The organism is Henriciella algicola, assembly GCF_003576245.1.
In the GTDB taxonomy this organism is placed as follows: Bacteria; Pseudomonadota; Alphaproteobacteria; order Caulobacterales; family Hyphomonadaceae; genus Henriciella; species Henriciella algicola.
The window spans coordinates 692,927-712,536 of sequence record NZ_QWGA01000003.1; the positions used below are offsets into that span (position 1 = coordinate 692,927).

Genomic DNA, 19,610 nt, shown 5'->3' on the forward strand with positions numbered 1-19,610 from the left:
GTCCATTACCGGGCTGCTAGCCCACACACCAGACCAGACCAAAAATTCCGGGGCGAAATCCCATGACCCATACTGTTGAAAAGATTGGTGGCACGTCCATCGCGAACACACCCGTTATCCTGGACAATGTCCTGATCAACGGCCGCGAAGGCGCCGACCTCTACAACCGCATATTCGTCGTTTCGGCCTATGCCGGCATGACCAACCTCCTTCTGGAACACAAGAAGTCCGGCAAGCCGGGTGTCTACGCACTTTTCGCCAAAGCCGAGAACAAATGGCAATGGAGCGAGGCACTGACTGAGCTGTCAGAAGCCATGCGCGAGAAAAACCAGGAAATCTTTGGCGATCACCCAGATCGCAAGGTTGCCGACAATTTCGTGATGGAGCGCGTCGAGGGCGTACGCAACTGCCTGATCGACCTGCACCGCCTTTGCTCCTATGGCCAGTTCCGCCTGGACGAACACCTGATGACCGTGCGCGAAATGCTCGCTGCACTCGGTGAGGCGCACTCAGCTCACAATACGACGCTGCTGCTTCGCCAACGCGACATCAACTCAGTCTTTGTCGATCTGACAGGCTGGCGCGATGATGAAAAAATGTCCCTTGATGAGCGTATTCGTACCTCATTGAAGGGCATCGACTTCTCCAAGGAACTACCAATCTGCACCGGTTATGCCGGTTGCGTCGAAGGCATGGTGAAGCTCTATGACCGCGGCTACACTGAAGTTACCTTCTCGCGCATTGGCGCACTGACAAACGCGTCCGAAGCCATCATTCATAAGGAATTCCACCTTTCCAGCGCTGACCCGAAACTGGTCGGCAATGACAAGGTGCTCAAGATCGGCAAGACCAATTACGATGTCGCCGACCAGCTCTCGAATATGGGCATGGAAGCGGTGCACCCGAAAGCCGCAAAAGGCCTTCGCCAGGCTGGCGTGCCACTTCGCGTGAAGAACACGTTTGACCCGACAGATGCGGGCACGATCATCACCGATGACTTCCACCCTGAGGAAGCGCGCGCCGAGATCGTGACAGGCATCAAGAATCTATACGCCTTCGAACTGTTCGAGCAGGACATGGTCGGCGTGAAAGGCTATGATGCCGAGGCGCTGAAGGCGCTCACCCGTCACAAGGTCTGGATCGTGTCGAAAAGCTCAAACGCCAATACAATAACACACTATGTCGACTGCACGCGTGAGTCGCTGAACCGCGCCGCAGCTGATCTTGAAGCCCTGTATGAGAATGCAGAGGTCACGACGCGAGAACTCGCGATAGTATCGGTGATCGGCGCAAACCTCGACGTGCCAGGCATGACCGCCAAGGCCACGTCCGCGCTTTACGACGCTGGCATCAACATGCTCGGCCTTCAGAAGCTGACACGCAGCACGGACCTCCAGCTCTTCGTCGCTAAAGAGGACTATGACGAGGCGGTGCGCGTACTTCACAAGGCGCTCGTCGAGGACGAGACTGCGCATCGTGACGGCGACCCAGCGGAAATCCGTACCGCCGCCTGATGCCTTATTCAGCTTCGCCTGAATCGCAAAAAGCAGGATGGCGAGACGCGTTCGGTCAATACCGCAACGTTCTCGCCATCGTGCTCTCCCTCACCCTCTTGCAGGGTGCAGCGGCTGCCCTATCCGTGATGATCGCTCTGGGCCTTCAGGCCGCCGGCACATCGAATGCTGCCCTTGGTCTGGTTGCGGCATTCTACGCTGGCGGGTTCCTGACTGGCGCGATTTTATCGCCTATCCAGATCGCCCGGATAGGGCACATCCGCTCCTTTTCCTTTTTTGCAGCCATCGCCATCGTTGCCTCGCTCAGCCTGACAATCGGGCCGAGCGTTTTCTTCTGGGCCATCGTTCAAGCCGTTATCGGCGCAAGCACGGCCGCCCTATTTACCGCAGGCGAGAGCTGGATTGCCGACGCTTCGCCGCCTGAAAAACGCGGCGCCATTCTCGGTTTCTACCATGTCGTGGCAAAGCTTGGCGCAATTGGTGGCCCCTTCGCCGTCATGGCTGGCGCTAATGGTATGATGGGCTTCCTGATGGTCGCCGCGCTCTTCGCCGTCACCATCATGCCGATCACGGCAACGCGGCAAATTCAGCCGGACATCCACGCCGCTTCGCCCTTCGGGCCACGCAAAATCCTGAAATATGCCCCAGCCGCCGCCTTCGCAGCTTTCTGCGCGGGCGCCGTGAACAATTCCGTTGCCCAGCTTTATCCAATCTTCGCCCAGGCCGTTTCACCAGAGAGTGCAGCGGCCTTTTCTGCACGCTTCAACGGGGCGCTTCTTGCCGGCGCCATGCTCGGCCTCTGGCCGGCCGGTTACATTTCTGACCGGGTGGACCGACGCCTCGTTATTGCCGCCGCAGGCATCATCGGCGCGGTCGCAGCTGTCGCGCTCACCGCATTCAGCACGTTCGCAGCAGAACCCCTAATCCTCGCCCTCGCCTTCCTCTTCGGCATGGGGGCGCTGTCCTACTACGCCGTCGCTGTCGCACACGCGGCAGACCGCGCCAAGCCCGAACAGGCGACCTCCATGATGGCGGGCATCCTGATCATCTGGGGCATTGGATCCATCGTCGGGCCGCTCATCGCAGGCGTGTCCATGTCGGCAATCGGGCCAGGCGGCCTCTTTGCTTTCTCCGCCCTCGCCCTTGCAATCATGGCGGCGCTTATGTTCACACGGATGGTGCGTACGCCCGAAGTCACCGGCGAAGAGAAGGAACCCTTCAACGCAACGCAGGCAACCAGCCTTGCGATTTCTGAAATCGACCCACGTGGCGAAGCGACGAATGAACAGTTCGATCTGTTTCTCGCCTGGATGGCATCACAAGAGACAGACACAGAATGATACTTGCGAGCTTCATCGTTATCCTGATCATCTTCCTTGGCGTGGGGCTTGCCTCTGCCCGGCAGGCGACAGGCGAGCGAAAAGACTATTACATTGCCGGTCAGACAGTTTCCCCCTGGCTGGCCGGTCTTTCAGCGGTCGCAACAAACAATTCGGGCTATCTCTTTATCGGCGTCATCGGCTACGGCTACGCCACGGGCCTCTCAGCCATCTGGCTGATGTTCGGCTGGATCGTCGGCGACTTCATCGGCTCCACATTCATTCACCGCAAATTGCGAACCGCCACCGGCGTCACGAACGAAGCCTCTTTCGCGTCTGTCCTCTCTCGCTGGCACGGCGATGATTTTGCTATCTGGCGCAGAATGGCGGCCGTCATCATGGTTGTGCTGCTCATCGTCTATGGCGCCGCCCAGATCACGGCAGGCGCAAAGGCGCTGGAAGGGGTCTTTGAAGGCTTCGACTGGCGCATCGGCGCGATCGGCTCTGCCGTCATCATCCTTGCCTATTCGATTGCTGGCGGTATCCGTGCCTCTATCTGGACGGACGCCATCCAGTCGGTCTGTATGCTCGGCGCGCTCTTCACGCTTTTCTTTGTCGGCGTCAGCTGGGCAGGCGGTTTTGGCAGCATGTTCGAACAGTTGAGCACGATGGACAATGGCACCTATCTCAACCTCTTGCCGGAATCAGATGAGCTGCTTCTGACCGGCGCACTGGGCATCGGCCTCTTCGTGCTGGGCTGGCTGTTCGCCGGATTTTCTGTCGTGGGCCAGCCGCACATCATGGTCCGTTTCATGGCACTGGACGATGACCGGAACATGCAGCGCACGCGCGCCTGGTATTACGGCTTCTTCGTTGTCTTCTACATCCTCGCCGCAGGTCTCTCCCTTCTCGCCCGCGTCTACATGCCGGACGCGGCCAATATCGATGTTGAGCTCGCCCTGCCCCGTATGGCCGAAGGCCTGCTTCCAGACATTTTGGTTGGCCTCATCCTGGCGGGCATCTTCGCGGCGACCATGTCGACCGCTGACTCTGTCGTGCTGTCCTGCTCGGCAGCGATTACGCACGACCTCGTCCCCCAGAGGCTTGAGCATCCGTGGATGCTGAAGGCGGCGACAGGCTCGGTCACCCTGCTCGCCCTCGCACTTGCGCTCATGGACAGCCAGAGCGTCTTCAGCCTCGTCATCATCGCCTGGTCGGCGCTGGCCGCAGCCTTCGCGCCGCTCCTGACGCTCTACGCGCTGAACCGCCGCGTCAGCGAGCCGACCGCAATCCTCCTGATGCTCCTTGGTATCGGCATCACGCTGGTCTGGCGCTTCGGTCTTGGCTGGCAGGGCGGCATCTATGAAGGCTTCCCCGGCATCCTGATCCCGATCATCGTCGGCTGGATCATGTCGCGCCCGGCCACGCGAACAGAGTTGAAGCAGTCCCCGGTGGACGCGACCACAGACTAGCGCGCCCGCCCACCTCCACAAACAAAAGCCCGCCCGGATCTCTCCAGGCGGGCTTTTCATTTTCTGAATGCCAGCGCTTTAGCCGTAGAGCGCCTTGGCATGGTGCATGATGTGATCATCCATGAAGGTCGAGATGAAATAATAGGAGTGATCATAGCCCGGCCGCAGACGGATCGCGAGCGGCTGGCCAGCTTCTCGGCATGCCTGCTCGAACAGGCCCGGCTTCAGTTGCTCTTCCAGAAACTGGTCATCCTCGCCCTGGTCGATCAGGATGGTCGTATCAAGCTGCGTCTTCTTGACCAGCTCGCACGCGTCCCATTCCTTCCAAGCTTCCTTGTCGTCGCCGAGATAGGTCGAGAAAGCTTTCTCACCCCAAGGCACCTGCGTCGGTGCGACGATCGGCGAGAATGCAGATACGCTGCGGAAATGTCCGGGATTGCGGAGCGCCAGAACCAGCGCGCCATGCCCACCCATGGAATGACCGAAAATGGACTGACGGCGCATATCGGCGGCAAAGTTTGACCGGATCACGGAAGGAAGCTCTTCCATGATGTACTGGTCCATCTTGTAGTGTTTCGCCCAAGGGTCCTGCGTCGCTGTGAGGTAAAAGCCTGCGCCCTGCCCGAAGTCATAGGCCTCGTCATCGGCGACATCTTGCCCGCGCGGGCTGGTGTCAGGCGCGACGATCATCACGCCCAGTTCAGCGGCTTTGCGCTGCAGGCCGCCCTTCTCCATCACGTTCGACCAGTTGCAGGTCAGGCCCGAAAGATACCAGAGAACGGGGACAGGCTCCTCATCGGTCTGCGGTGGCTCGAATACGGCAAACCGCATCGTGCAGCCAAGCGTCTCGCTTTCATGGTCGTGAACGCTGAGATCGCCGCCAAAACTCGTCCAGTCTGATACTGTTTCCAAAACCTGAGGGTCTCCTGTGGTTGCTGTTCTTACTCAATGTAACACAGACGGTCGCACTTCCCACCGCGCGTCATAACGCAAAAAGGGCGCAGCCTTGCAGATGCGCCCTTTCGCGAAGTGATTTGTCTTGTGCGTTTAGCGGCCTCTGAGGTCACCATTCACCCAGATCGTCGCACCCGTGCGTGCATCGATATAGTAATATCGCCGTGCCCGATCATCGTAATATCGCTGGCCATGATAGCGGGCATCATATGGGTCATAGCGATCATACCGGTCATTGTAGCGACCATCGCCATATCGGTCGTCATAGCGCGGATCGCCATATCCCCGGTCTGCGCGCGGCGGACCACGATACCCGTCATCATAGCCCGCATTGCCGTAATAACCCGGACCGCCGGATCCCGGTCCTGGCGGTGGATTTGCCGCGCATGCGGCCATACTCAGCGCGCCAATCGCGCCTGCAATCATCGTGAAATTCTTCATTTGCGTTTCCTTCCATTCTGGCAGGTACCCCAGCGCAGCAGCGCCAGCGCCAATGGAAAGAAAACGGGATGTGAGTGAAAGCGGTTCCCGCCTCCAGCCTATTCGTTCTGGATACGCTCGGCCTCTTCGGCCACACACAGGGCCAGATCATCATCGATGCAGGGCGTCACCCGGACAGCATAAGCGAACGCTTCGTCTCTCGCCATCTGCGTCGCCTTGGAGCGGATGACCTCGACATTCTGCTCAATCTTGAAGCCGATTTCATTGCCGATTGAGATGATCACCTCGACGGCCTCTTCGACTGAGGCTGCCCAGACCTTCAGTGACATAACGGATGGGCCGACGCGGCCATCGGGGATGGCATGCCCCTCCATGGTCTCGCCCCCTGCCACGAGGCAGAAATGCTTGAACTCCGACATCAGATCGCCTTTTTGTGTCCCACAGGCTCACGATAGGCACGGGAAATCATAAATCATATGACGAGCTACACATTATACGGCGCCGAAGTCAGCTACTTCACCGGAAAGGCACGCGCTTATCTGGACTGGCGCGGGGTCGATTATGATGAGAAACCGGCCACACAAGCCGTCTACCGCGACGTCATCCTGCCCAATGTCGGCTGGCCAGTGATCCCCGTCGCAACCATGCCGGATGGAACTGTCATTCAGGACACGGCGGACATCATGCAGGCCGTCGAGGCGCGCGAAAACGCTCATCCGCCAGCCTGGCCGGCGTCTCCACTTCAGCGATTCGTAAGCGAACTTTTGCAACTATACGGTGATGAATGGCTGATGTTACCGGCCATGCACTATCGCTGGAACTATAATGAGGACTGGGCTTATGGCGAGTTTGGCGCCCTCTCAGCCCCTGACCTCACACCGGACCAGCAATATGCGCTTGGCCGCAAGAATGGCGCGAGGTTCAAGGGCGCACTGCCAATTCTCGGCATCAGTGCAGATACCGTCCCCGGAATTGAGAAAAGCTATGAGGCCTTCCTCTCCGAATTCTCGGCTCACCTGGATCAGCACCCTTATATTCTTGGCGCCCGGCCCTCACTGGCTGACTTTGCCTTCTATGGGCCGCTCTATGCGCACCTCTACCGTGACCCGGCCTCAGGCGAGATCATGCAGCGGCTCGCCCCCAAAATCGCTGACTGGGTAGAGCGAATGAAAGCCGGCGGCTGCCATGGCAGTGGTGAATTGCTCAGCGACGACGCAGTTCCTGAAACGCTGGAGCCAATCCTGCGCCGTCAGATGCGCGAGCAGCTCCCAGCCATCAAGGCCACCTCCACCCTGTTTAGCGACTGGGCAGCGAACGCCGCCAGCGGCGACCGCGTCCCACGCGCACTGGGCGACGTAGATATTGAAATCGAAAGCCACAGCGGGCCGGCCAAAGCACGCAGCTTCCCGCTCTGGCGCCTTCAGGCTGCACTCGATGTCTACGATACCATGAGCCCAGAGGACCGTACGCGAGCCGATACGCTGCTCGGACGGGTTGACGGCAAAGAGCTCAAAACATTCCGGCTACCTGCCCGCCTGAAGCGAGAGAAATGTCAGGTCGTGCTCGCCTGATTAGACGGGTCAGCCCGCCGCAAAGCAAAGCGCCGCCCTACCCAAGCTGGGTAGAGCGGCGCTCAATTACTCAGTCAGAAATCCTTTAGCCGCGGCAGAGCGCACAGAGCTTGTTGCCATCCGGGTCACGCAGATAGGCGAGGTACAGCTTCTGGCCGCCGCTTTCGCGCCAGCCTGGCGGGTCCTCGATTTCCTTCCCGCCAGCCGCTGCGCCTGCCTTATGCCAGGCATCGGCCTCATCGGTCGACTTCATGGCAAAGCCAATCGTCATGCCATTGCCCTGCGTCGCTGGTTCGCCATCGATCGGCTTGGTGACAAGAAACACCGCGCCATTGTGCAGGTAGACGAGACGCCCCTTCGGATCCATCACGCCCGGCTTGCCGCCAATGGCCTGAAAGGTCGCGTCATAGAACGTCTTGGCTTTGTCGAGATCATTCGATCCGACCATCATGTGACTGTACATTTTGAATGCCTTTTCTAACAAAGAGATCGAAAATCTCGAAATCTAGAGAGCGGGAACCCGTATACTTCTCGCCCTCAGCCTATCCACTCGCTCAATAAACTAGCTCCAGCTCGGTACAGCCATCATAGCCGCAATTTTCTCCGGTCCAGCGTACTGTCAGTTGTGCATTCTTATAGCTGACCGACTTAGATTGCGGTGATACGTTTTCCTCTGAAGCTTCTACATCGAAGGTTGTCGCACCCGCGCATATAGCTGAATACTCCGCGATCTCATCCATCCATAGATAATGAGACATCGGCGCAACCGCCTGTGCAAATGAGCTGTCGTCCTCATCCGAACAGTCGGGACACTCGGTCGTCCATCCAAGCGAGTACGTGCAGACCGAGCCCTCAGGGCAATTGCCTCTAAACAGTCTTATTGTGCGCATGCCTTGCGGCGACTTCGGACCCGCCGCGACCCATTCATCGAACACTTCACAATATCTAGCGAGCATTGGAGGAGGGTCGCCCGGCAGAGCACAGGCTGCGAATAATGTCAGACCTGCAAAAGCCGCCGCTGCTCGCACTAGAAGACCACAACCGAACGGATGCTCTCGCCGGAATGCATCAGGTCAAAGCCTTTATTGATGTCTTCCAGTTTCAGGACGTGCGTGATCATCGGATCGATCTCGATCTTGCCCTTCATGTACCATTCGACGATCTTCGGCACATCGGTGCGTCCGCGTGCGCCGCCAAAGGCAGAGCCCTTCCAGACCCGGCCGGTTACCAGCTGGAACGGACGGGTCGCGATTTCCTTACCAGCTTCGGCAACACCGATGATGATGCTTTCGCCCCAGCCGCGGTGACCGCATTCGAGCGCCTGACGCATCACTTCTGTATTACCGGTGCAGTCGAAAGAGTAATCGGCGCCGCCGCCGGTCAGCTCGACCAGATGAGCAACAACGTCCTTTACGTCCTTCGGGTTGACGAAGTGGGTCATGCCAAAGCGGCGGCCCCACTCTTCCTTGGCCGGGTTGATGTCGACGCCAACGATCATGTCAGCGCCGACCATCTTGGCGCCCTGAATGACGTTGAGGCCGATACCGCCAAGGCCGAAAACAACGACATTTGAGCCCGGCGTCACTTTGGCCGTATTAGTCACCGCGCCGACGCCCGTCGTCACGCCGCAGCCGATATAGCAGGTCTTGTCGAACGGTGCTTCCGGATCGATTTTCGCGACCGCAATCTCAGGCAGGACCGTGAAGTTGGAGAAGGTCGAACAGCCCATATAGTGGTGCAGCTTCTGGCCTTTATAGGAGAAACGGCTGGTGCCGTCCGGCATGACGCCCTTGCCCTGCGTCGCACGGATCGCGGTGCAGAGATTGGTCTTGCCCGACAGGCAGCTTTTGCACTGGCGACATTCCGGCGTGTAGAGCGGGATCACATGGTCGCCAGGCTTCACGCTGGTCACGCCCTTGCCCACCTCGCGCACGACCCCTGCGCCTTCATGGCCAAGAATGCTTGGGAACAGGCCTTCGCTATCGAGGCCATCGAGCGTGTAGGCGTCCGTATGGCAGATGCCCGTCGCCATGATCTCGACGAGGACTTCGCCATCCTTTGGCCCTTCCAGGTCGACTTCCACGATTTCGAGGGGCTTCTTGGCTTCGAAAGCAACAGCGGCGCGAGTTTTCATGGTGGGGCACTCCTTTGAACTGACCGCACAATGGCGAGACCGGTCGGGAGACACAAGTCGGCTTTCCCAGAATTTCGCTCTCGACTCCGCACATCGAAATATAGCGGCCTTGGAACAAGGTGAGCGCACCTGTCGTTTTACATCCACTAGTTCAGAAGGAGACTTTTTATCATGAAGAAACTCATGATTACTGCAGCAGCATCGGCCCTCATGTTTGGGGCAGCCGCATGCTCGAACGAAACTGAAATGAATGAGGCGGCTTATGACACAGACACCGCCGAAATGGCGCAAACCGACGAAACCAATGGCGAGTACGCCGAGGTCGACGCTGAAACGCCGGATTATGAGACGGTTTATCTGGTCGCTGGCAATCTCAGCGCTGGAGAGATCGTCGGGGCAAAGGTCATCGGGGCGGATGGTGAAGACATCGCGACCGTCGACGACCTCCTGATTGGTGAGAACGGCCAGATCGAAACGGTCGTTTTCCGCAGCGGCGACTTCATTGACCTCGCTGGCATGAAGGGCTCCCTGCCCTATGCCGACCTTGACGTGACGATGGTGGAAGAGGGCGAGCCAGCCTTCACGATTTCGATGACTGAAGAAGACATTCAGAACGTCGCCGAATTCGATCAGGACGGCCTGAACGACTATCGCCTGGTTTCTGAGATGATCGGCACGACGGCTGACTTCGTCAATTCAGATGACTCCGCTCGCATCAACGATGTGATCGTGTCAGAAGACGGCGAAGCGCTCTATGCGATCATTGGTGACCCAATCCTTGGTGAAGATCGCCAGATCGGTTTTGACATGATCATGGTCGAGCAGGATGCCGACGATAATGACACCATCATGATCAACGCCTCTTCAGAAGACCTCGAGATGATGCCGGTCTTCCGCTATGAGCAGGAAGACATGGATATGGACAGCGAGCGTGAAAGCTCGACCGAATGGGAAGATACGTCTGAAGACGACACCTACGGCGCGATGAACGATAACGGCTAATCGCTGCCGCCATCACCGAACAGAAAAGCCCTGCCATCACTGGCAGGGCTTTTTTGTGCTCTCCGGATAGGTCGGCGAACTAGCGCCGCCCCGCCCTGACCTCCCGTGTCATCTGCTCGATCTTGCGGATCAGTGCATCGGCAGAGCCATTCGTGCGGTCCAGAAGAGACAGGAACTGCGCCTGCTGTTCAATGGCGAGCCAAATCAGATTGCCGTTCACGTTCAGCGCGACATCGACGACCTGGTACTCACCATTCCGCTTCAGCACCCGCCAGCGGACATTCATCTCCTGCCCGTCAGCGCGCGGGATGCGCGTATCGACGATCGAGTCGCTTGCCGTGCGGTCGATGGAGCGGTCAACGACCACTTTCTCACCGCGATAGGCATCGAGCTCATTCTCATAAACAGCCAGCGCATAGTTGCGGAACACGCCCTGGAAGCGCGTCAGCTCCTGCGGCGTGAACCGGTTCGCATAGCGTCCGATCACGAAACGGCTGACAGCGTTAAAGTCAGCGAATTCTTCCATATAGCCGCTGAAGAGTTCGGTTCTCTCTTCGCTGCTCAGCGTTGGGTCGTTGAGCGCTTCGAGCACCTCATTGGCATTCTCTTCCACGAAGGCTTCCGTTTTTGCATCGGCAAATACGGGGCTGGCGGCTGCCGCCATAACCAGCGCAGCCACTGCATGTCTGGCAAACTTCATTTGTTTAGTCCTGTTCGTCCTCGACACCCGTCCCCTGGGCGCCATCACCATCGTATACATCGAAATCAGGCAAATCTTTGTACGGATCCGCCTCAGTTTGCCCATTTCTGATCGCAGCCTCACGTTGAGCCATGTAATTGCGGCGCAGCGCGACGTATGGCTCTGGCTGGGACCGAAGCGTTTCGATCACCTCAATAAGTCTTGCGCGTGTATCGATTACGCCAATCACCGTGCGGGTCACCGCGATATCATCATCGAGATCAGCGTCTTCGAATTCGGTCCAGGTCAGCGGGTCGAATACCCGGTCGGTCGCAATACCGATTGTGTCGCGCACATTGCTTGGGCCGAGCAGCGGCAGAACGATGAACGGGCCGGGCTCTGCACCCCAGACACCCAGCGTCTGACCGAAATCCTCGTCGTGCTCTTCGATGCCCAGCGTGCTGGCGACATCAAAGATGCCTGCCACACCAATCGTCGAGTTGATCAGGAACCGGCTCAGCGTCTCGCCGGAAGCGTTCGCATTGCCTTGAAGAACCGAGTTCGTGAAAACAATCGGCTGGCGAAGATTGGTCAGCACATTGTGCACGCCTTCGCGCCCCGGCTCAGGCACGACGGCGCGGTATCCGCGCGCGACTGGTTCGATCGCGGCCTTGTCCACCGCTTCGTTGAACGCGTAGATGTTGCGGTTCACACCCTCGAACGGATCATTCACACCGGACGAGGCATCGCTCGCCGACTGGGTCGATGCGCAAGCGGTCACGGTGAGAAGTGCGAGGGAGGCGAGGGCTGCAGTCTTCATTGATATTTTCCGTCTTATGGCCGCAGCATATGAGTTGAACACGCTCCGCTTTCAATGTTGGCCTAGAGGAAGATGAGCAACTAGAGCGTCAAGCGTTGCAGCAACACCACGACGCTCCCCCGTATTGTCAGACATATAAAGACATGTTTATATGCTGATATGAAACAGGCAGCGTCCTCCATCGTAGAAGCCTTGCGCGCGGCAGGTGAGCCGACGCGCCTGCGCATTCTTGCGCTCTTGCAGCACGGAGAGCTGTCGGTCGGCGAACTCGTCACCGTTCTCGGCCAGAGCCAGCCACGCCTCTCCCACCATCTGAAGGCGCTGACCTCCGCCGGGCTGACTGAACGCCTGCCCGAAGGCGCATGGGTCTTCTACCGCCTTCCCGGCACGGACTGGGCACGCGCGCTTCTGGACCGCCTGTTTGAACTGGTCGACGAGGCAAGCGGCGACTTTCCCAATGACCGCGCCCGCCTGGAAGCGGTGCGCCGCACCCGACAGTCGTCAGCCGACACCTATTTTAGCTCAATCGCGCCAGACTGGGACCGCATTCGTGCGATGCACTATCCAGAGGAACTGATCGAAGCCGCCATCCTGAAAGCCGTCGGCACTGGCCCATTCCAGCGCATTGTTGACCTCGGCACCGGAACCGGTCGGATGCTCACCCTTCTCAGTGATCGCGCGCGGGAGGCTGAGGGCCTCGACCTGTCGCACCAGATGCTGACCCTCGCCCGCTCACAGCTTTCCGAGGCCGGCATTACGCAGGCCCGCGTGCGCCAGGGCGATGTCACCGCAACCCCGTTCGATACGGCCAGCGCCGACATCGTCATCGTCCACCAGGTGCTGCACTACCTCGAAGAGCCTGAGAAAGTGGTGCGCGAAGCCAGCCGCATCCTGAAACCGGGCGGCAAGCTCATCATTGTGGACTTTGCCTCGCACAATCATGAATTCATGCGCGAAGCCTTCGGGCATCGACGTCTCGGTATCCGGGAAGATGCGATGAGCTACTGGACCAGCCAATCCGGCCTCAAGCTAGACGATGTGACGCGCTTTGAGCCACCCAAAGATCTCGACCAGGGGATTGCGGTCCTCATCTGGTCGGCACGTAAATCTGAAGAGAAAAAGGACGTCGCAGCATGAGCCATCTGTCTGTTGCCACCCGTCAGGCCGAGGAGAGGCCGCGTGTCTCCTTCGAATTCTTCCCGCCGAAGAACGAAACCATGGATGAGCGCCTTTGGGAGTGTGTGCGCCGGCTTGAGCCTATGCAGCCTGACTTCGTCTCGGTAACCTATGGCGCAGGCGGCTCCACGCGTGAGCGCACCCACGATACGGTTGCGCGCATTGCCAGCGAAACCTCTCTCATTCCTGCCGCTCACCTCACCTGCGTCAGCGCGACCAAGGAAGACGTACTGCAGACCGCAGAAGACTATTGGGAGGCAGGCGTGCGCCACATCGTGGCCCTGCGCGGCGATTCCCCGGACGGCATGGGCGCCGAATGGAAACAGGCGCCCGGCGGCTTCCAGAATGTGATCGAGTTGATTGAGAGCCTTCGTGCACACCGCCCTGACCTCGGCAAAGTGTTTGAAGTTTCCGTCGCCTGCTATCCCGAACCCCACCCGGACACGCGCGGCTGGGAGTTTGACCTTGCTCACCTCAAGGCCAAACAGGATGCAGGCGCAGACCGGGCCATCACGCAATTCTTCTTTGAGCCGGACATCTATTTCGAGTTTCTGGACCGGGCCCGCAATGCAGGCATTACCATGCCAATCGTGCCGGGCATCATGCTCCAGCCAAACTTCAACGGCCTGAAACGTATCGCAGGTCTTTGCGGGGCGAGCGTGCCTGACTGGCTGCACAAACTTTACGAAGGTCTCGATGATGACGCCGACACGCGCGACCTCATCACCGCAAATATCGCTGCCGAGCTTTGCCACAAGCTGGCCGATGGCGGCGTGACGCAATTTCACTTCTACACGCTGAACAGGGCAAACCTCGCACTTTCCACCTGCCACCTGCTCGGCCTTAAACCTGCAACGGCGGAGGCAGCCTGATGAGAAGCGAAGCACTGATCGCAGATCTCGAAAAGAAGGCGCAGGGCGCCATTCTCATCCTTGATGGGGCAATGGGCACCATGCTCCAGAAGTACACCTTCTCCGAGGAGCAGTTCCGCGGGGACCGGTTCGCTGACTGGCAAAGCCCGGTTCAGGGCAATAACGACCTGTTGAACCTCACCCAGCCGGACGCGGTCCGTACCATCCACACCAAGTTCATTGAAGCTGGCGCAGACCTCATTGAAACCAACACGTTCAGCGCGACCACGATCGCGCAGGGCGACTATCACATGCAGGACATCGCGGCCGAAATCGCCGCCGCCGGTGCACGCCTTGCCCGCGAAGCGGCCGATGCGGCTGGCAAGCCGGTCGGTGTGCTCGGCGCTATCGGGCCGACGAACAAGACACTTTCCCTGTCGCCTGATGTGAACAATCCGGGCTACCGCGAAGTCACCTTCGATGATGTCCGCGACGCCTATCTCGAACAGGCCCGCGCCATGGCGCCCTATATCGACTTCTTCCTGATCGAAACGGTGTTCGACACGCTGAACGCCAAGGCGGCGATCAAGGCCGTCATGGACTACCGCGCCGAGAGCGGCGACGACACGCCGGTCATCATTTCGGGCACGATCACGGATGCGTCTGGCCGCACCCTGTCTGGCCAGACCGCTGAAGCCTTCTGGCATTCGGTCCGTCACGCCCAGCCCTGGGCCATCGGCCTCAACTGCGCCCTCGGCGCCAAGATGATGCGTCCGCACATCGCGGCTAATTCCAAGGTCGCTGATACAAAAGTCATCGCCTATCCGAATGCCGGCCTGCCGAATGAGTTCGGCGAGTATGACGAACTGCCCGAACAGACCGCCTCACAGCTTGAGGAATGGGCGAAATCTGGCCTCGTCAACGTGCTTGGTGGCTGCTGCGGCACAACTCCGCCGCATATCGCGGCCATTTCCAAGGCAGTTGAAGGCAAAGCGCCCCGAATTATCCCCGAGCCACCTCGCGCCATGCGGCTCTCCGGGCTAGAACCCTTCCAGCTGGCAAGCTGACGGGAAAATTCATGGGCAAGACGTACGAAAAACTCGATGACAAGCTGATCGCCTTCATCAAGGCGCAGAAGATGTTCTTCGTCGCGACGGCGCCGCTGGCCTGCGACGGCCATGTGAATGTCTCGCCCAAGGGCTATGACAGCTTCATCGTCATTGATGAGAACACCGTCGCCTATGCCGACCTTGGCGGCTCAGGCATCGAGACGCTTGCCCACGTCAATGAGAATGCGCGTATCACCATCATGTTCTGCGCCTTTGAAGGCCCGGCAAATATCGTCCGCATCTTTGGCAAGGGCCGGACCCTGCAGTTCAACCATCCGGATTTCGAGGCAGAGATCGGCCGCTTCCCGGCGGGCCATGAGCGCGCGCGCAACATCATCTACGTGGATATAAGCAGCGTTTCCGACAGCTGCGGCTGGGGCGTACCCTTCTATGAATTCAAGGGCCAGCGCGACCAGCTCCAGCGCTACATTGAGAACAAGCCGGTTGAGGAATGGCATGAGAGCCGTCTCGCCAAGAATGCGACCAGCATTGACGGCCTGCCCGGCATGACCCGCAAAGCGGAGAAGTCACAATGATCGCACCCCCCGTTTCCGCCGGAGATCACTTCGTTTTCTACGGCCTGCTCAAGCAAGGCATGCAGGGCGGCCCCAAGGGCGTAGACCTTGAACGCCACGGCCAGTTTCTGGGCCCTTGCCGCTTCACGGGCGCAATGTTCGATATGGGCGCCTATCCGGGCGTCGTGCGCCAGAAAGGCATCTGCCACGGCATGCTTTACCGGCTCGATCATCCGCGCATTGCCCGCAAACTCGATGCCTTTGAAGGCGTGCGCACTGATGCACCCTCGAAAGCCCTTTACCGGCGTGAGAAGGTCTCGATCCTCGATGACTTCGGTCGCCCCTGCGCCAAGGCATGGGCCTACGTGTACAATAATCCCGTCGCAGGCAGGCCCATGGTAAGATCCGGCTTCTGGTCAGCGGGCCGCAAGAGCACCGCCCGAACCGCCTGACGGTTTCCCGAAAAGACAAGACGACGACGAGAAGAGGGTCCTCGAAGGATCAATCATGACAAATTCATCCGCCTCCCAAACCTTCATCAATATCGGTGAGCGCACGAACGTCACCGGCTCGGCGAAATTCCGCAATCTCATCAAGGCGGGCGACTATGACGCCGCCGTCGATGTCGCGCGCCAGCAGGTCGAGAATGGGGCACAGATCATCGATGTGAACATGGATGAGGGCATGCTGGACGGCGTCGAGGCGATGACGACCTTTCTCAACCTCATCGCTGCCGAGCCTGATATCGCGCGCGTTCCGGTGATGATCGACAGCTCCAAATGGGAAGTGATCGAGGCAGGCCTAAAATGCGTGCAGGGCAAGGCGGTCGTGAACTCCATCTCGCTCAAGGAAGGCGAAGCCCAGTTCTTTGAGCACGCCCGCAAGATCCGCGCTTATGGCGCCGCGACCGTCGTCATGGCTTTCGATGAGGAAGGCCAAGCAGATACGGCGGCGCGCAAGATCGAGATCTGTACCCGCGCCTATAAGCTCCTCACCGAAGAGGTCGGCTTTCCGCCAGAAGACATCATCTTTGACCCGAACATCTTCGCCGTCGCGACCGGCATCGAAGAGCACAATAATTACGCCGTCGACTTTATCGAGGCCTGCAAGGCGATCCGCTCGACCCTGCCGCACTGCCACATCTCCGGCGGGCTTTCGAACGTCTCATTCTCGTTCCGCGGCAATGAGATCGTGCGCCGGGCGATGCACTCGGTCTTTCTCTATCATGCGATCCCCGCCGGCCTCGACATGGCCATCGTCAATGCCGGTCAGCTCGACATCTACGACAATATCGACCCCGAGCTTCGCGATGCCGTTGAGGATGTGATCCTCAATCGCCGCGATGACGCCACAGAACGCCTGCTGGAGCTTGCCGAAAAGTATCGCGGCCAGAAGGGCGAGGTCCAGAAGAAGGATATGAGCTGGCGCGAGCAGCCGGTCGAGAAACGTCTCGAACATGCGCTCGTACAGGGGATTACCGAATTCGTCGTCGAGGACACTGAAGAGGCCCGCCAGAAGGCAGAGCGCCCGCTCCACGTCATTGAAGGCCCGCTGATGGACGGCATGAATGTCGTCGGTGACCTTTTCGGCGCAGGCAAGATGTTCCTGCCACAAGTGGTGAAGTCAGCCCGCGTCATGAAAGCCGCCGTGGCCCACCTGACGCCCTTCATCGAGAAGGAGCAGAAAGAGCTCGGCCTCGACAAGATATCCAATGGCAAGGTCGTCCTCGCCACTGTGAAAGGCGACGTCCACGATATCGGCAAGAACATCGTCGGCGTCGTTCTTGGCTGTAACGGCTACGACATTGTAGATCTCGGCGTGATGGTCCCGGCCGAGAAAATCCTTGAGACGGCGATCTCCGAAAAAGCCGACATGATCGGCCTGTCCGGCCTGATTACGCCATCACTTGATGAAATGGTGTTCGTCGCTGCAGAGATGCAGCGTCAGGGTATTCATCTTCCGCTTCTGATCGGCGGGGCGACGACGTCTCCGGCCCATACAGCGGTAAAAATTGACCCCGCCTTCCCGTCCGCGCCGGTAATCCATGTCAGCGATGCGAGCCGCGCGGTTGGTGTTGTCAGCGCCATGATGAATGCTGAAGAGCGCACCACGATGTGGGGCACGACAAAGGCGCGCTATGATCGCATCCGGGAGAGCCGCGCTGGCGGCCCGCCAACCCCGCGCCTGCCAATCGGCGAGGCGCGCAAGCTTGCCTTTAACACCGAAACGCCGTCGGCCCCCGCCCCGACCTTTACGGGCGTGCGGACCTTTGAGGATTTCGATCTCTCAGAACTCGTCGAGTATATTGACTGGACGCCATACTTCATGAGCTGGGACCTTGCCGGGCGTTTTCCCGCCATTCTCGAAGACGATGTCGTCGGCGAAGCGGCGAGTGATCTCTGGCGCGATACGCAGGTCATGATGCAGCGCCTGCTGGGCGAGAACTGGTTCAAGCCGAAAGCGGTCATTGGCTTCTGGGAAGCGCACAGAGCTGGCGATGACATCAGGCTCTCGACCGGCGAGACGCTTCACACGATCCGCCAGCAGATGGTGAAGAACAACCAGAAGCCGAACTTCGCCCTCTCTGATTTCCTGGCAGAGTCCAACGACCATATCGGTGCCTTCTGCGTCACGTCAGGCAATGAGGCCGACGAGATGGCAAAAGAGTTCAAGGCCAATGGCGACGACTACTCTGCGATCATGGTCCAGGCACTGGCCGACCGCTTCGCTGAAGCGATGGCCGAATATATGCACGAGAAAGTCAGGAAAGAGCTCTGGGGCTATGCCGCCGATGAGAAGCTCGAAAATGATGAGCTCATCAAGGAAAAGTATCGCGGCATCCGCCCTGCCCCGGGCTATCCGGCCCAGCCCGACCACACCGAAAAAGAGCTGATCTTCAAGCTTCTGGAAGCCGAAGAACGGATCGGCGTCTCGCTGACGACCAGCTTTGCGATGAGCCCTGCACCATCGGTTTCGGGTCTCTACTTTGCCCACCCTGAAAGCGCCTACTTCGCCGTTGGCCGCATTGAGAAAGACCAGGTTGAAGACTATGCGCGCCGCAAGGGTTGGGACACACGGACCGCCGAGCGGTGGCTGGCCCCGATCCTGAACTACGACCCTTACGCAACAAGCGACGAAGCTGCGTGACCGCGAGTTTCATTTCACAAGTCACGCTTGTCGTGCCGGACTATGATGAGGCGATTGCTTTCTATGTCGGCGCCCTCGGCTTCGATCTGCTGGAAGACACGCCAAGAGGCGCGGGCAAACGTTGGGTCCGCGTCGCGCCGCCGGGCGCCCAAACGGCGCTACTTCTTGCAAAGGCGGATGGGCCAGAGCAGGCCCGGGCGATTGGCCAGCAGACCGGAGGGCGGGTCGGCTTCTTCCTTGAAGTCAGCGACTTTGATGCGGCCCACCAGGCGATGCTCGAAAAAGGCGTCGAATTCCTCGAAGCCCCTCGCCATGAGGATTATGGCTCCGTCGCGGTTTTCCGCGACCCGTTCGGCAATCGTTGGGATCTCATCCAGTCGCGCGCATCCAAACCATCGTCTAACTCCGACTAGGCAGAACCTGCGACCGCTGAAGCGGTTGCTCAGCGGCGAGAACTCCAGATTCGGGGAACAGCGCGCCTAGGGCGGTGCAGCCAGATGGTGCAGTGACGGTGTATTGGCGGTGCATGGAGGGTGCAGCGGCGGTGTTTCGCGAAACTGCGGCTGGAAGAGCGCAGCAAGCCTACCCAGATCGAGCGGGAGAAGCCGTATCCAAGGCGTGCGGTCGAAACCCTTGCCGAGCGGGCAGCGCGCACGGCGCTCCGCCTCGCTGTCGGCCATATGCGTGACATAGATGATGCCGGAGCGCCCGACCGTATAGAGCACGGTCTCGCGCCCTTCGAGCGCGGCCTCGTACAGCGTTAGCCAGAGCCGCAAGATGTAGACCCACAGCACTGGCCAGAAGACTGGTGGCACATGGGCATGCATGAAGCGTATCTGCTCGCGGCTGATCATGGCGCAAGCTTACCGCGCGATCTGAATGGGGCGGATACATCGCTTCCTTCCC

The 19,610-nt window shown here is 59.2% G+C and carries 19 protein-coding genes and 1 pseudogene; 12 read left to right on the forward strand and 8 right to left on the reverse strand.

Annotated elements, in window-relative coordinates; all coding sequences use genetic code 11:
* Window positions 1–62: 62 nt before the first annotated feature.
* The 3 genes from D1222_RS03815 to D1222_RS03825 are packed head-to-tail and all read left to right on the forward strand — an operon-like array spanning window position 63 to window position 4,305.
* Window positions 63–1,514, forward strand: coding sequence for an aspartate kinase (locus tag D1222_RS03815; protein ID WP_119452889.1), 1,452 nt, complete (start codon window positions 63–65; stop codon window positions 1,512–1,514).
* Window positions 1,514–2,854 (forward strand): MFS transporter, encoded by a 1,341-nt coding sequence (locus D1222_RS03820; protein WP_119452890.1) that lies wholly within the window; start codon window positions 1,514–1,516, stop codon window positions 2,852–2,854. The genes D1222_RS03815 and D1222_RS03820 overlap by 1 nt, the downstream gene beginning before the upstream one ends.
* Window positions 2,851–4,305 carry a sodium/proline symporter gene (locus D1222_RS03825; protein WP_119452891.1) on the forward strand — a complete coding sequence of 485 codons (1,455 nt, stop codon included), beginning with the start codon at window positions 2,851–2,853 and terminating at the stop codon, window positions 4,303–4,305. The genes D1222_RS03820 and D1222_RS03825 overlap by 4 nt, the downstream gene beginning before the upstream one ends.
* A gap of 78 nt (window positions 4,306–4,383) precedes the next feature.
* On the opposite strand, the gene fghA is transcribed toward D1222_RS03825, so the two are convergent.
* From fghA to D1222_RS03840, 3 genes are all read right to left on the reverse strand, one after another.
* Window positions 4,384–5,217, reverse strand: coding sequence for an S-formylglutathione hydrolase (gene fghA, locus D1222_RS03830; RefSeq protein WP_119452892.1), 834 nt, complete (start codon window positions 5,215–5,217; stop codon window positions 4,384–4,386).
* A gap of 135 nt (window positions 5,218–5,352) precedes the next feature.
* Entirely contained in the window at window positions 5,353–5,700 is a 348-nt protein-coding gene (locus tag D1222_RS03835; RefSeq protein ID WP_119452893.1) for a hypothetical protein, read from the reverse strand.
* A gap of 98 nt (window positions 5,701–5,798) precedes the next feature.
* Entirely contained in the window at window positions 5,799–6,119 is a 321-nt protein-coding gene (locus D1222_RS03840; protein ID WP_119452894.1) for a hypothetical protein, read from the reverse strand.
* A gap of 57 nt (window positions 6,120–6,176) precedes the next feature.
* Here D1222_RS03840 and D1222_RS03845 point away from each other — a divergent pair, with 57 nt between their 5' ends.
* On the forward strand, window positions 6,177–7,271 hold the full coding sequence (locus D1222_RS03845; protein WP_119452895.1) for a glutathione S-transferase family protein: 1,095 nt from the start codon (window positions 6,177–6,179) through the stop codon (window positions 7,269–7,271).
* An 85-nt stretch (window positions 7,272–7,356) separates the two neighbouring features.
* Here the strand turns inward: D1222_RS03845 and D1222_RS03850 are convergent, their stop codons facing one another.
* Window positions 7,357–7,734, reverse strand: coding sequence for a VOC family protein (locus D1222_RS03850; protein WP_119452896.1), 378 nt, complete (start codon window positions 7,732–7,734; stop codon window positions 7,357–7,359).
* Between the two features lie 564 nt (window positions 7,735–8,298).
* Window positions 8,299–9,405, reverse strand: a complete 1,107-nt coding sequence (locus tag D1222_RS03855; protein WP_119452897.1) for an S-(hydroxymethyl)glutathione dehydrogenase/class III alcohol dehydrogenase — start codon at window positions 9,403–9,405, stop codon at window positions 8,299–8,301.
* 171 nt (window positions 9,406–9,576) lie between these two features.
* On the opposite strand from D1222_RS03855, the gene D1222_RS03860 reads away from it, so the two are divergent.
* Complete coding sequence (locus D1222_RS03860; RefSeq protein ID WP_119452898.1) at window positions 9,577–10,407, forward strand: PRC-barrel domain-containing protein; 831 nt, start codon at window positions 9,577–9,579, stop codon at window positions 10,405–10,407.
* Between the two features lie 79 nt (window positions 10,408–10,486).
* Here the strand turns inward: D1222_RS03860 and D1222_RS03865 are convergent, their stop codons facing one another.
* Window positions 10,487–11,107, reverse strand: coding sequence for an MlaC/ttg2D family ABC transporter substrate-binding protein (locus D1222_RS03865; RefSeq protein WP_119452899.1), 621 nt, complete (start codon window positions 11,105–11,107; stop codon window positions 10,487–10,489).
* Window positions 11,108–11,111: 4 nt separating this feature from the next.
* Window positions 11,112–11,906 (reverse strand): MlaA family lipoprotein, encoded by a 795-nt coding sequence (locus tag D1222_RS03870; RefSeq protein ID WP_119452900.1) that lies wholly within the window; start codon window positions 11,904–11,906, stop codon window positions 11,112–11,114.
* Window positions 11,907–12,065: 159 nt separating this feature from the next.
* On the opposite strand from D1222_RS03870, the gene D1222_RS03875 reads away from it, so the two are divergent.
* The 7 genes and pseudogenes from D1222_RS03875 (at window position 12,066) to D1222_RS03905 (ending at window position 19,117) form a co-directional block, all read left to right on the forward strand.
* Window positions 12,066–13,043: an ArsR/SmtB family transcription factor gene (locus D1222_RS03875; protein WP_119452901.1), complete on the forward strand. Its 978-nt coding sequence runs from the start codon at window positions 12,066–12,068 to the stop codon at window positions 13,041–13,043.
* The gene (gene metF, locus D1222_RS03880) at window positions 13,040–13,954 is read left to right on the forward strand and encodes a methylenetetrahydrofolate reductase [NAD(P)H] (protein WP_119379735.1); all 915 of its coding nucleotides are present in this window, start codon (window positions 13,040–13,042) and stop codon (window positions 13,952–13,954) included. Before D1222_RS03875 ends, metF begins: the two co-directional genes overlap by 4 nt.
* A complete protein-coding gene (locus D1222_RS03885; RefSeq protein ID WP_119452902.1) occupies window positions 13,954–15,000 on the forward strand; it encodes a homocysteine S-methyltransferase family protein in 1,047 nt (348 codons plus the stop codon). The genes metF and D1222_RS03885 overlap by 1 nt, the downstream gene beginning before the upstream one ends.
* A gap of 11 nt (window positions 15,001–15,011) precedes the next feature.
* Window positions 15,012–15,578, forward strand: coding sequence for a pyridoxamine 5'-phosphate oxidase family protein (locus tag D1222_RS03890; protein WP_119452903.1), 567 nt, complete (start codon window positions 15,012–15,014; stop codon window positions 15,576–15,578).
* Between the two features lie 59 nt (window positions 15,579–15,637).
* Window positions 15,638–16,009: a gamma-glutamylcyclotransferase family protein gene (locus D1222_RS03895; protein WP_407646735.1), complete on the forward strand. Its 372-nt coding sequence runs from the start codon at window positions 15,638–15,640 to the stop codon at window positions 16,007–16,009.
* A pseudogene (gene metH / locus D1222_RS03900) lies at window positions 15,987–18,704 on the forward strand (methionine synthase); the annotation flags it as partial. The gene D1222_RS03895 and the pseudogene metH, both read left to right, overlap by 23 nt.
* Window positions 18,701–19,117: a VOC family protein gene (locus D1222_RS03905; protein ID WP_182481859.1), complete on the forward strand. Its 417-nt coding sequence runs from the start codon at window positions 18,701–18,703 to the stop codon at window positions 19,115–19,117. The pseudogene metH and the gene D1222_RS03905, both read left to right, overlap by 4 nt.
* A gap of 66 nt (window positions 19,118–19,183) precedes the next feature.
* Here D1222_RS03905 and D1222_RS03910 read toward each other — a convergent pair whose 3' ends face one another.
* Window positions 19,184–19,531: a hypothetical protein gene (locus D1222_RS03910; protein ID WP_147371811.1), complete on the reverse strand. Its 348-nt coding sequence runs from the start codon at window positions 19,529–19,531 to the stop codon at window positions 19,184–19,186.
* Window positions 19,532–19,610: the final 79 nt, after the last annotated feature.